Annotated in this window: 12 protein-coding genes; 9 read left to right on the top strand and 3 right to left on the bottom strand. The window is 58.0% G+C overall.

The window, feature by feature from the left end; translation table 11 throughout:
- The 6 genes from ACILSL_RS20400 to ACILSL_RS20375 form a co-directional block, all read left to right on the top strand.
- Nucleotides 1–279, top strand: a 279-nt coding sequence (locus ACILSL_RS20400) for a transcription termination/antitermination protein NusG (protein ID WP_395733909.1), incomplete at its 5' end; no start/stop codon positions are given.
- 274 nt (nucleotides 280–553) lie between these two features.
- Nucleotides 554–835 (top strand): glycine zipper domain-containing protein, encoded by a 282-nt coding sequence (locus tag ACILSL_RS20395; RefSeq protein WP_395733908.1) that lies wholly within the window; start codon nucleotides 554–556, stop codon nucleotides 833–835.
- An 882-nt stretch (nucleotides 836–1717) separates the two neighbouring features.
- On the top strand, nucleotides 1718–4966 hold the full coding sequence (locus ACILSL_RS20390; protein WP_395733907.1) for a COR domain-containing protein: 3249 nt from the start codon (nucleotides 1718–1720) through the stop codon (nucleotides 4964–4966).
- 89 nt (nucleotides 4967–5055) lie between these two features.
- The gene (locus ACILSL_RS20385; RefSeq protein WP_395733906.1) at nucleotides 5056–5388 is read left to right on the top strand and encodes a transposase family protein; all 333 of its coding nucleotides are present in this window, start codon (nucleotides 5056–5058) and stop codon (nucleotides 5386–5388) included.
- Complete coding sequence (locus tag ACILSL_RS20380; protein ID WP_395733905.1) at nucleotides 5286–6266, top strand: ISL3 family transposase; 981 nt, start codon at nucleotides 5286–5288, stop codon at nucleotides 6264–6266. The genes ACILSL_RS20385 and ACILSL_RS20380 overlap by 103 nt, the downstream gene beginning before the upstream one ends.
- 90 nt (nucleotides 6267–6356) lie before the next feature.
- Nucleotides 6357–7766 carry a neutral/alkaline non-lysosomal ceramidase N-terminal domain-containing protein gene (locus ACILSL_RS20375; protein ID WP_395733904.1) on the top strand — a complete coding sequence of 470 codons (1410 nt, stop codon included), beginning with the start codon at nucleotides 6357–6359 and terminating at the stop codon, nucleotides 7764–7766.
- Here ACILSL_RS20375 and ACILSL_RS20370 read toward each other — a convergent pair.
- From ACILSL_RS20370 to ACILSL_RS20360, 3 genes are read right to left on the bottom strand one after another with little or no spacing between them, the layout of a single operon-like run.
- Nucleotides 7759–8340, bottom strand: coding sequence for a methyltransferase domain-containing protein (locus ACILSL_RS20370; RefSeq protein WP_395733903.1), 582 nt, complete (start codon nucleotides 8338–8340; stop codon nucleotides 7759–7761). The genes ACILSL_RS20375 and ACILSL_RS20370 overlap by 8 nt on opposite strands.
- Nucleotides 8340–8855 carry a hypothetical protein gene (locus ACILSL_RS20365; RefSeq protein ID WP_395733902.1) on the bottom strand — a complete coding sequence of 172 codons (516 nt, stop codon included), beginning with the start codon at nucleotides 8853–8855 and terminating at the stop codon, nucleotides 8340–8342. Before ACILSL_RS20365 ends, ACILSL_RS20370 begins: the two co-directional genes overlap by 1 nt.
- Nucleotides 8852–10249: a DUF1501 domain-containing protein gene (locus tag ACILSL_RS20360; RefSeq protein WP_395733901.1), complete on the bottom strand. Its 1398-nt coding sequence runs from the start codon at nucleotides 10247–10249 to the stop codon at nucleotides 8852–8854. Before ACILSL_RS20360 ends, ACILSL_RS20365 begins: the two co-directional genes overlap by 4 nt.
- A gap of 87 nt (nucleotides 10250–10336) precedes the next feature.
- Between ACILSL_RS20360 and ACILSL_RS20355 the strand changes: the two genes are divergently transcribed.
- The 3 genes from ACILSL_RS20355 (at nucleotide 10337) to ACILSL_RS20345 (ending at nucleotide 12688) form a co-directional block, all read left to right on the top strand.
- The gene (locus tag ACILSL_RS20355; protein ID WP_395733900.1) at nucleotides 10337–10825 is read left to right on the top strand and encodes a DUF1802 family protein; all 489 of its coding nucleotides are present in this window, start codon (nucleotides 10337–10339) and stop codon (nucleotides 10823–10825) included.
- 105 nt (nucleotides 10826–10930) lie between these two features.
- The gene (gene alr, locus ACILSL_RS20350) at nucleotides 10931–12040 is read left to right on the top strand and encodes an alanine racemase (RefSeq protein WP_395733899.1); all 1110 of its coding nucleotides are present in this window, start codon (nucleotides 10931–10933) and stop codon (nucleotides 12038–12040) included.
- Nucleotides 12041–12109: 69 nt separating this feature from the next.
- Nucleotides 12110–12688 (top strand): PolC-type DNA polymerase III, encoded by a 579-nt coding sequence (locus ACILSL_RS20345; RefSeq protein ID WP_395733898.1) that lies wholly within the window; start codon nucleotides 12110–12112, stop codon nucleotides 12686–12688.
- Nucleotides 12689–12750: the final 62 nt, after the last annotated feature.

Below are 12750 nucleotides of genomic sequence, written 5' to 3'. Positions count from 1 at the left end.
AACCTGACGTCGGTGCCGGATGAGTCCATCGCGGTGTTGAAGGCGGAGATGAAGGATGTGGAGATCTGCGAGGTGGAGGTGGGGGTGAAGGTGGGGGATACGGTGGAGCTGACGGAGGGGCCGATGCGCGGGATGAAGGGGATCGTGAATGCGATGCTGACGGGCGTGGAGCGGGTGAGGATTCTGCTGGAGTTTCTGGGAAGAGAAAATGCGGTGGAGGTGTCGCTGTCGAAGATTCTGACGGAGCATAAGCCGAGGGATGTGGTGGCGGCGCGGTGATGGAGTTTGCTGTGGTTGGCGGTGGTTTGGTCGGAGTTGCGAGGAAGGATATGGCTGGGTGACTGTGGCGATTTGGGATGAGGCGGAGTGGTGGGATCGAGGACGAGTTCGAGTAGGAGGACGAGGACGAACTGGGGAGGGAACGTCGGGGATCATCAGGGTCGCGCCCTTCGGGGGTATCATCGTTGGCGGGCATACGACCACGGTCCAAGCGGGGTGCGATTTTTGGATGAGCAGCGCTTTGGCGTTGCTGAACCCTCAAACCCTACACCTTATGAAAACATTCATTCTTAACGCGATGGCTGTGGTTTCTCTGGCTTCCTGCGCGACGGGGCCGAGTGCTCAAACCGGTGCTGTGATCGGTGGCCTGGGCGGCGCGGCTGCCGGTGGCATCATTGGCAGTCAGAGCGGCCGTGGCCTGGAAGGCGCGGCGATTGGCGCGGGCCTTGGTGCCCTGGCGGGCAACGCGATCGGCAACTCGCAGGATCAGCGGCGGTATTCCAACAGCGGCTATGGGCCGTACTACGGCCGTCCGGGCTACTATCGTGGCTACTGATTCTGAGTCGTTGCGTTCGACCTGAATCGAGGCTGACTAGGGGCGCTGATGCCGGCGTCCCTTTTCAGCCTGCATTCTAGAGTGGCGAGAGAAATCCTGACGTTGGGACGTTCGTTTTTGCCGCAGAGGGGCTGAGAGGCGGAGGGGGCAGAGATTTGAACCGCTCACCACACGCGCACCTAGGGCACTGATTAAGGCGTCCGGGAAAAGAGCGCTGCAGGCTTGGCGCGTGCTGTCAGGAATCGACTCCTGACGCTTTTCCTGCTGGCTTTTTTCCGCTGCTTGGGAAGTTGATAGGGGGAGGTTTACAGTCGTTGACGATTGTTGACGGTGGTTTGGTCGGACTGTTGAAGCGGAGGGGAATGCACCGCAAAGATCTGGAGAACGCAGAGATTCCAGATTTGAGTGCCTACGGAGCCGAGCGGAGCGAGACAGACGAACGCGGTGAGCCCGAAGGGGAGCGTAGCGAATCAACGCGCAGAATACACGGAAGACGGTCCAGAAAAGGAGGCAGGCGGAGAGATTGGGAAGACGTAAAGATGAGTTTGGGAAGCAGGCGGCCGCGAGGTTGCTTGGTTCGAGGGGGCCTGCGGAGTCAGCGGCGCAAGCGGTGGGAAAAGGTGCGGCGGGGTGCAGCCGATGCCGGGCAGTCGCGGGGTGTGCTGGGTGAAAATGACGCACTGGGTCGCCTAGGGGGGAGATCGTTGAAGAGCATTGTCTATCAGAGGCTTGCCATTGGAGTATGCTAATTTTTGCCTGACATCTTCTATCCTGCCATCCTCTGCCAAATTTATTGCGCCCACACCGTATCTATGCAAGGCATGAACCCTAAGATTCAAGCCGGGCCCTTAAGCCTGTGATCACCTCCACACGCGATTAGTCATGCAGAGCCAAGAGCCGACCTTACAAGCCCCTTCGGACCACGAACTAGTTCTATACGAAGCGGAGTCGCGTATTAACGAATACCAGCGCTCTGACAACACATCTTTGGACTTATCATCAATTGGCCTCACCAGTCTTCCGGAATCGTTAAGGCAATTGACTGGCCTGAAAACGCTCAATCTTCACAACAACAAACTTTCCACACTGCCTGAGTGGTTAGGACGGTTGACCGAACTACAAGCGTTGCTACTCGCCGGGAATTACTTAACAACGCTGCCGGAGACATTGAGCCAATTAGTAGGACTGAAGTCGCTCGACCTTAACAAAAATCAACTCAACGCGCTGCCCGAATGGCTTGCGCAATTGACTGGGCTACAAACTTTGATGCTTGGACGTAATAAGCTAACAACGCTGCCGGAGGCATTGAGTCAGTTAACGGGGCTAAAGTCACTTGATCTCAACAACAATCAACTCACCATCTTGCCTGATTGGCTGGGTCAGATGACCGGCCTCCAACTACTGATGCTCGGCGGCAATCAGTTAACAACGCTACCGGAGACGCTGAGTCAATTAGTAGGACTGAAGTCGCTCGACATCAATAAGAACCAGCTCACCGTGTTGCCTAAATGGCTGAGTCATTTGACAGGACTGAAGGCTCTTCACCTTAACAACAACCAACTCACCACACTGCCTGAGTGGATTGGCCAATTAACATCATTGGATACACTCAGGCTCAATGGCAATCAGATATCCACCCTGCCTGTGAGTCTGAGTTTTCTTCCGAAACTTAGTAAGCTTGAAGTGGGAAGTGGAATGCTCCGCGCTGACCTTGCCGCAATCTGGAAACGTGGCGGGTGGAAGGCCCTCTGTAGCCAGCTCCAACAGCTTGAAGTCGGAGAAGATGTGCTCACTGGGAAACTAATGCTGGTTGGCAACGGTAAAGTCGGCAAGAGCTGTCTCCTTGATGCTCTGCGTGGAGTCACTCCCAGACACGAGCGCGACACCACCCATGGCATGGTCCGGGAACAACTGCATTTGAGTTTATATGGATCACTGATAGAGGATGATGCAAGGCGACAACTGCCGGGCGCACGACTGGACGTCATTGATTTTCAGTGCTGGGATATGGGCGGACAGGAGGCCTACTGGACAACACATCAGATGTTTTTCACCCCGGAGGCGCTTTATGTGATGGCTTATCATGGCCGTGAGGGTATCGCACGCGGGCAAGTGCGTGAATGGCTGACACTCATACGTAACCGAGCCACAAGCCGGGCGCGCGTGCTTCTTGTCGCTACTCACTGCCGACAGGTGGACTCAGTAACAGAACCGGACTTAAGCAGTTTGGATGAGGACATGCGTGCGATGATCGTCGGCTATGTAGCTGTAGATAGCTTTGAACCCCATGGCATCGAAGAACTTCGACGTCAATTGGCTATTCAAGCTCTGGGGAACAATTACTTCAAACGGCGGATGCTGGGCGGGTGGACGATCTTTCAGATTGCGCTGGCTAGGACGATGATGCCGTTCGTAAGCCTTGAGGAAGTGGTCAAAGTGAGCCAGCAAAACGGCCTGAGCCGGGAGGTGGTCTTGCGACTTTTACAGCTCGCTCATGATGTGGGCGTTGTGCTATGGCACCACCAAAGCGACGAACCTGCACGTTACGTGGTCCTGCATCCTGACTGGCTGAGTCAGGCCGTAGCCTTTGTACTAAAGTTCGAGCCTGCGAAACAGTCCAACGGCATCATCTCGCACCACGACTTGTCGCAGTTGTGGGCAACTCCGCCTTATCCTGACAGCCAGGGTTACCCTGCGGATGTCCATTCCATGCTCGTGGCGCTGATGGAGGATACTGAGATCAGCTACCGTCTGCCTGTGCGCCGTGGTGTCACCAGCCAAGGGGAGACATCCCTCATTGCACAACTCGTGGCCCGAACTCCGCCAACCGTATGGAGAACGCGCTGGGAAGCGCCAATGGAAGGTGCACACACTGAAATGGTACGACTTTTCAGCTTCTTGCCGCCGCAGGGCCGCAAACTTCAGCGTCTGGTTGGCTTGGCCTACAGACTCATCGTCCGTCTGCATGAGTATTCGTTGGGGCACGAGGATTATACACAGGCCGTTCACTGGCAGCACGGCCTACTCTTAACCAATGATTATGGTGATCTGGCCCGCATTGAGTTCCGGGATGACGATGAGTTGGAGATCAGGGTTCGTGGCTTGATTCCCATGAGCTTTATGGACCGGCTTAGGGATACGCTGCATGAAGTGGTCAGTGACTTCTGGAAGGGTGTGAGCATCCGTGAACTGGCGCTGTGTGGAGAACACTGCCCCAGTGGAATCAGGGCCGGAGCTTTTGATGTGGAGTTATGCAAGGAAGACCTGCGTGAGGGCATAAGCCACACGCGCTGCTCAGTGGAAAACTGTCGGAAGAAAGTGCCTCTGCAAAGCCTGCTGATACCCCCTCCGATGCCAATGATGGTGAATGAACTCCGCGATCTCATGGAGGCTCGCTTTGATTCTTCCGACACGCAAGCTGCCACGATCAGCAAAAAGATTGATGCGCTGGGCGATCAGATGGCCGCATTCAAACAGTTGGTTCGGGATGACATTCGCGCCGTCCTGGCAAATATGACAGACGACGCACACGATGGGCCACGTCTGTTCAGCGTGAAATTCATGGAACCAGGTTTCTTGAACAAGCCAGGGTGGGCAGCCACGAAACTCAAAGTGACCCTATGGTGTGAGCACAGCCATTGGCCCATACCGTTCCACGATGATAATGTGACTGAGAAGGGGATGTATGAACTCGATGTGCCGAAGCAGTGGCTTGTCAAAGCTGGCAAGTGGCTGAAAATCAGCGGGAGGCTCGTGCTCTGGATCAAAACTCTCGGACTTGCCGGAGATCTCCCTGGTGTGTCCAAAGAGCTGGAAAGATCAGTGATGGATGAGGCGGATACAGCGCAGAAACTGGCTGACAAACTCAAGGCCGATGAGGAAGCCTTTAATGTCGAGGAGGCGATCGCAATATCTGGGTTGAGGCCTGAACCGGCATCGCTAGCGGAGCGCGCCTACGGAGAAGTGTTGGATAAGGATGACGAGTTTGCCCGCTGGCTGCGGGCGCAGATCAGAGCGAAGGACTCCCACTTCGCCGACATGAGGAAGGTGACGGACATCACAGGTAAGGTGCTGTGGGTGCATCCGAAGTTTCTGGAACACTACCAGAAACCTCTGCCGCGGATGTCTTAAGTCTACCCGGTGAAGCCATAGTCATGCAGAAATGGTGGTTCATCCGGGAAGTTGGTGCATACGAGGCGGGATGATGGCAGAGGGGAGCAATGAGCCAGAGTTTGCTATATCACGCCTTTGGCGTGCGCGAAGGCTACGAGTATCGCAGCACGAAGTATGTGGAGGGCCGGGTGGAGTTCCATCTGGCCGTCAAAGATGAGGACATCGAGTGCCCGCACTGCCAGGGGCGGGAGTATTGGAGGCGTGGCAAAAGACAGCGGCGGATCAACACCCTGCCAATCGGCCCCAAAGCGGTGGTGCTGGTGGTGGAGGTGCCCAAATGCGAGTGTCGTGCCTGTGGCAGAAGCTTCGAGCACTCCCCCCCTTTGCCCCCGCCTACAGCCACCACAGCCGCGCCCTGGCTCGATTCGTCTGCGAGCTGAGCCGCTGCATGAGCCTGCAGGACGTGGCGCGCTTCACCCACCTGGGCTGGGACACGGTCAAAAGCATCGTGAAGGCCGATCTGGCGCGGCGCTTTGAGAGCGTGCCGCTGCATGGGGTCAGCCGCATTGGCGTGGACGAAAACTACCTCGGCAAGAAGGCCAAATACGTCACGCTGGTGGTCGATCTGGAAAGCGGGCGCGTGCTATGGGTGGGCAAAGGGCGCGGCAAGGAGGCATTGGAGGGCTTCTGGGAGCGGCTGCGGCGCAGCGGCGCGCACATCGAGGCAGTGGCCTGTGACATGAGCGGCGCGTATTGGAGCGCCATCAACGAGCACCTGCCCGAGGCCGCGCTGGTGTTTGACCACTTCCACATCATCAAGCTGGCCAACGAGAAGATCGACGAGATCCGTCGTGGCTTGCAGCGCACGCTGGAACTCGGCGGGCAGAAGTTCATCAAAGGCACGCGCTACCTGCTGCTCTATGGCAAGGAAAACCTGCCGCCGGACAAGCGCCCTAAGCTGGAGGAGGCCCTCGCTTACAACGAGCCGCTCTCCAAAGCCTACTATCTCAAAGAGGACCTGCGCCAGTTGTGGCACCAGCCTGGAAAGGAGGCGGCGCAGAAGTATCTGCAAGACTGGATACTCAAAGCCTACGCCACAGCCATTGGACCGCTCAAAAAGCTCGCCAACACACTGCTCACCCATGCACGTCAGATCCTCAGCTACTTTGACCAGCCCATCAGCTCCGGGATCATGGAGGGCATCAACAACAAAATCGGACGGCTCACCCGCATGGCCTACGGCTACCGCGACGTGGACTTCCTCCAACTGCGCATCTACTCACTGCATGAGTCAAAAGACATACTCACTGGCACCTGAGCACCGCACCAACTTCCCGGATGAACCATTTTTTGCTACATTTGGGATTAGTCTTGTAAGCATTCGTCGCATTTGTCCATAATCGAACAAATGCGACGAATCATCCTCCCGGTATTCTTGCTCCTTCAGGCGTCCTTGCTGGCGCAAACTTCATCGTCGTGGAAGGCGGGTGCGGCGGATGTCGACATTACGCCTGATTATCCGGTGCGCCTCAGCGGTTACGGCAGCCGGACCGCGGAGACTGCCAAGGTTGCGCAACGGCTCCATGCCAACGCTCTCACCTTGCAGTGGCAGGACGACAAGCCTGCGGTCATTGTCAGCGTCGATAACTGCGGGGTCCCTGCATCTGTCCGTGCCGAAGTGCTCAAACGGCTTGCCACCGGCGGCAGGACGATTGCAGACGAGCGCTTCTCCCTGCATTCCACCCACACGCATTGTGCGCCGATGCTCAAAGGGGTGCTGCCCTTTCTTTTCGGCGAAGACCTGGCTGCGGATCAGGCGCAGCACATCGAGCGCTATACGGAGGATCTGACTGCAAACCTCGTAAGCATCATCGGGCAGGCATTGGACAAGATGGCGCCCGCCCGGCTCGAATGGAGTGTGGGCAGGGCCTATTTTGCCTTCAACCGCCGGTTGAAAACTGACGCTGGATTCCAAAATGCCCAGAATTTCAGCGGTCCGACCGACCGCGCCCTGCCAGTCCTTTGTGTCAGGTCTGCCGATGGAAAAAAGCTCATCGCCGTCCATGCCAGTTACGCCTGCCACTGCACGACGCTTGGCATTGACGAAATCCATGGCGATTGGGCGGGGCTGGCTCATGAGGAGCTCGAATTGCGCTTCCCGGACTCTGTCTGCCTCATCGCCATTGGCTGTGGTGCGGATCAGAACCCTTACCCACGGAAGGAAAACCGTTTCGCTGTGAATCACGGCGTCAGCATTGCCAAAGAAATCGTGCGTCTGATCAACAGCCCGATGCTGCCTCTGAACGGCCCTCTCAATTGTGCCCACCGGGAGGTGATGCTGCCATTCGACAAGCTGCCCACGGTGGAAGAATGGCGGGCCAAAGCCGCTGACCCCAACAAATGGACGGCCTATCACGCCAGGCAGCATCTCGCCAGGCTTGAACATGGCGAAAAAATACCCTCTGCGCTGCCTTATGATATTCAGGTCTGGAATTACGGCAATGACCTGCTCACCATCAATCTGCCTGGAGAGGTGGTTGTGGATTACAGCCTGCGCTTCAAAAACGAATACGACCCGGCCCGCACCTGGGTCAACAGCTACACCAACGACGTGCCCTGCTACATCCCCTCTCAGCGGGTCTGGGAGGAAGGCGGCTACGAAGCTGCCGGCGCCATGATTTACTATGGCCGTCCCACCCGTTTTAGCTCCGGCATTGAGAACATCATTGCAGGCACGGTGAAACAGCTCGTCCCGCAGGATTTCATCTCCCGGCGCATGCAAAACCCGGCGGGGCCTTTGTCCGGGAAGATCAAGTAGAAGCAAGCCGCTGCACGCGGAGACATTCGCGACCTTCGCGCCCCGGATAGGCCGCCATGGGCACATGACTTTCGACCACTTGAAAACGTGGAGCGAACAAGGCGGTGAGTTCTTCCGGCGAAATGCCGAATGGCGGTCCGGTTTCCCCTGGATCCATTTCAGGATTGATGAAGAACACCCCCACCAGCAGCCCGCCCGGCTTTAACAAAGAGGCCACCGCATTCAGATACTTCGTGCGCCATTCCGGAGGCAGCGCGCACAGGCAGGTGTGCTCCACGATGGCATCATACTGGCCGCGAAACTCAAACAGATCCGCGCACACAAACCGCTCCGCCAGCTCTGGGTAGCGTTCCTTGGCGCGTGCCACGGCCGCTGGCGCGATGTCGAGTCCATAGGCGTCGATTCCTCGCGCCACCAGATGCGCCACATCGTGGCCCACACCGCATCCGGGTACAAGCACCCGGCCTGAAAGCTGGTTGTTAGTCAGCCATTCCACCAGCGGTGGTGAGGGCAGACCTTTGTCCCATGGCGTAAAGTTCTCCTGATAGGCCTGATTCCAGTCGGTGATGTTCACTAAGGTTGCTTTTGTTTCTCGTGTTTGATCATGCCCTGCAGGGTGGTCTGTCCGGTGTCTCCCGTGAAGGTGACTTTGCTTTCGATGACGTCTTTGGCTTCACCAGCAAATGCTTCGGTGATGGTGATGCTGCTTTCCCCGCTGCCGGTGACGGCCTTGAGTTCAAGCGTGAGATTGACCTCCGACACATGGCCTTCAAAACGGATCGTCTGCGAGCCTTCCGCTCCTGAGAGGATGGCCTCGTAACTGTCCGCGCCTTCGTTGTAGGTGATCGTCCATTGAAACGGCTGCGTGTCGCCGTTGATCGTACGCGTCCCTTTGACCACGAAGGAGTTGTCGCCTTCCGCAGCGCCGGTCCACTCTTCTTTGATATCGAGTACGTTGTTCTCCCCCTTCAGCTCACCCGCCGCCTTCCACGTGCCGGTGTAATGTTTGAAGACAGGATTCATGCCCAGATCCTTGGCGGAAAGGCTGGTGGCAGCCAGCAGACAGAGCGTGGTGAGCAGTGTTTTCATGCGATGATTTCCTGGATGACTTTGCCGTAGCTAATGGGCACGGGGCGGTTGACCACATCGCGCACCTCCGTGTCCGGTTGAATACCCAGCAGATGATACATCGTGGCCGCCAGATCATCCGGCTTCACCGGTTTGTCTGCGGGATGCTCACCGTTTTTGTCAGACGCGCCATGCACGTAGCCGCGCTTCACGCCGCCGCCTGCCAGCAGCGCGGTGTAGCACTGCGGCCAGTGATCGCGGGAGACGTTCTTGTTGATCTTCGGCGTGCGCCCAAACTCGCCCACCCACACCACCAGCGTTTCATCCAGCAGACCGCGTTCATCGAGATCGGTCAAAAACGTCGGCAGCGTCTGCTCCGTGATCGGCAGGTGGTATTTTTCGATGATCGGAAACATGCGCGTGTCGTTAAATCCATGCGTGTCCCAGCCGCCTTCGGTGGTGCTCTGACCGCCGATGCCCTGGGAGAAATTCACGGTCACAAACTTCACGCCCGCCTCGACCAGCCGCCGGGCTAGCAGCAGGCTCTGCCCGTAGGGTGAGCGCCCGTAGCCATCCCGCACCTTGTCCGGCTCTTTAGTCAGATCAAAAGCCGCACGCAGCTTCTCGCTGTGCAGCATCGACAAAGCCTTGTCATAGTAGCTTTCGATGCCCCGTGCCTCAGCCGAGTAATCCAGCAGCCGCGTCTGGGAATCGACCAGCTTTTGCAGCTCTCGCCGCGCATTCAGCCGCTCAAAGCTCACCCCGCTGGGCAGGCTCAGCTCGGGCAGTGCAAAGCCCGGCGCACTCGGATCACGCAGCACAATGAACGGATCATGCTCCTTGCCGAGAAAGCTCGCCCGTTGTCCCGGCGTCAAAGAACCGTCGCTCACGATGTAGGGAAAGGTGGCGGCGGTCGGAATTTCACCCTTCAGCGGTGCGATCTTGTCCACCACGGACGAATAGGCCGGAAACAGATCCGGTGAATCCTTGAGCCGCTGGTCATCACTCGGCGGCGCATGGCCGCTCAGCGCGTAATAGCCCGCGCTGTTGTGATTTTTCATCGTGTGATGCACGGACCTCACCAGCGTCACCTTGTCCATCACCTTCGCCGTCTTCGGCAGCTTCTCAGAGACCCAGATGCCGTCGGCGCTGGATTTGATCGGCTTATGAAACCCGCGGATGCCCTCGGGTGCATCCGGCTTCATGTCAAAGGTCTCCAGATGGCTTGGCCCGCCCCACTGAAAGCAGAAGATCACCGACTTGGCGCGTGCCACCAGCTTGTCGATCCCCTGGTTCTCCGCGCCTTGCAGGAATCGCGGCATCGTGAGCCCAAACATCCCCAACCCACCTGCGGAGAGCAGTTGGCGGCGGCTGATGCGGGTGCAGGCACCGGTGGCATTGAAAGGGGAAGGCATCCTTGGAATCAAACGTGGCACAGCATGCCGCACTTTCTGCGCTCTGCCAGCACTTGCAGCCCCCGGAGCAGCGTTGTATCCGCTGGAATGCCCAACCTCACCACCCCCACCGGATTCAAAGAATGGTCCTTCGTCTGCGACGCCCTCGCGCAGGGCCGGCTCAGCATCATTTTGCGCAAAGGCGGCATCCACGAAGGTCGTGGCGGCTTTGAATGGAAGCACCGCGAGTTCTTCCTCTTCCCAACCTGGTTTCACAATCAGGCCGAAAAACTCAGCTGGGTGCCCGAAAACACCCAGCGCGACTTCCCTCCCGAAGAAGAACGCACCACCGTCGACATCGACGGCTGCGCCACATTGGAACAGGTCTGGAAAGTCACCGACTGGGACAAAGTGGCCGCGCTGGCTCCCCTGCACATCTGGAATGAGGACGTGGTGAAGGATCGCTTCATCTATGATGATGAAACCTGCCTGCACGTCGCTTTGGTCCGTGCCTACAAACTCCCGCAGAACTGGCACTTCCTCCCCTATGCGAAGAGCTACGGTGGCTGCCGCTCCAGGATCACCCTGCCTGAATAAGGGCTCCCCCTGGCCGCTGCGGCCACACCAGCACTGAGTGACGAAGCCTTTGCCAATGTGTCAGCGAAGTTGAAAGCGATCTTGGGCTAGCCGAGTGTGCTCCGCTTGAATCCAACCGACGCCATCCGCCCAGCCCACGTCGAGGTCAGCCTCGGTGCCATTGCGCAGAACTACGACGCCATCCGTGCGCATGTGGGCACCGCGTCCGTCATGCCCGTGGTCAAGGCGAACGCCTACGGCCACGGCATCGTCGAAGTGGCGCGGCACCTGATGCAGCATGGCGCGCCTTGTCTCGGCGTTGCTCTTCTTGAGGAGGCCATCGTGCTGCGGCAGGCCGGCATCACGCTGCCGATCCTCGTCTTTGGCGGTGTGGCCACGCGGCAGATCCCGCATTTCATCGCGCATGATTTGATCATGGCGGCTTCCTCCATCGACAAACTGCGGCAGATTGATGAAGCTGCCGCAGCGGTGAAAACCAAGGCGCGGGTGCATCTGAAAATCGACACCGGCATGGAGCGCATCGGCGTGCATTGGTACAACGCGGAAAAGCTTTTGGAGGCCAGCTTGAGCTTCACCAATGTGGAGGTCGCCGGCATCTACTCGCATTTTGCCAATTCAGACGCTGCAGACCTCGCCTCGGCCAAAGAGCAGCTCGCACGCTTTCTCGAAGTGTTGGAGTTTTATCCAAAGCGCGGACTGCAGCCGCCCCTGCGCCACATCGCCAACTCCGGCGGCATTTTGCAGCTTCCCGAAAGCCATCTCGATCTCGTCCGTCCGGGCATCATGCTCTACGGCGTGTATCCCTCGAAGGAGGTGCCGCAAACTGTCAAACTGCAGCCGGCGCTGAGCTGGAAGTCGCAGGTGGTGTATTTCAAAGTCGTGCAGCCCGGCAGCTCCATCAGCTACGGCGGCACCTGGCAGAGCGATCACCCGGTGCGCGTCGTCACCGTGCCCGTGGGCTATGGCGATGGTTATTTTCGGGCCCTGTCAAATCGTGGGCAGGTGGTCATTCGCGGCCAGCGTCACCCGATTGCCGGTCGTGTATGCATGGATCAGTTCATGGTGAACCTGGAGTGGGGCACCGCCTACAACGGCGATGTCGTGACTCTTCTGGGCGACGGCATATCCGCTCAGGATGTGGCGGATTGGGCAGGCACTATTCCGTATGAAGTGCTCACCAATATCAACTCCCGCGTCCCCCGGGTGTACGTTTAATGCCTTGCAATCAGCCTGCTATGGCCGCAACGAAGAGGTGGGATGCGACAGCGTGTTCCGCCCGCATTCATGAACCTCATCATCTTCGACCTCGAAACCACCGGCCTGTTACCTTCCCAGCATGAGATCATCCAGATCGCAGCCATGAAGGTGAAGAACGGCAGGTGGGACGAAGGCGAATATTTCGACAGCTATGTGCGGCCGGAAAATCGCATTCCGTCCTTCATCACCAAGCTGACCGGCATCACCCAGGCGCAGGTGGCGGATGCACCCCATCCCGTGGATGTGCTGATGGAGTTCTCCCGCTTCGTCGGTTATGATGCGACGCTCATCGCCCACAACGGCATTCGCTTTGACATGCGCTTCATCGCGGAAAACTGCAAGCGCCACGGCATTCCAGTGCGTGAAACGAGCGCCCTCGATTCCCGTGATTTCTCCCGCAAAATCTGGGGCGGCAAAGGCGGCCATGGACTAGACGCGGTGCTGGGTCGCGTTGGCGTGTCCAGCAAGGGCGTGAAGCGCCACGACGCCCGCGTGGACGTGCAACTGCTGGCACGCGCCGTGCAGTACATGTGGGAACGCCTTACCACCAGCGTGACCAACTGCCCGGTGGCCCTTTCAGCCGGAGTGATCCCGGCGCTGGATTGAGACGGCTCATTCTGCTTGGCCGAAAAATCGAAAAGAAGGAAAAAGAAAGAGCCGGATTTGAT

This window comes from Prosthecobacter sp. (genome assembly GCF_044222345.1).
Classification (GTDB): domain Bacteria; phylum Verrucomicrobiota; class Verrucomicrobiia; order Verrucomicrobiales; family Verrucomicrobiaceae; genus Prosthecobacter.
This window is presented reverse-complemented; position numbering and strand designations above follow the sequence as displayed.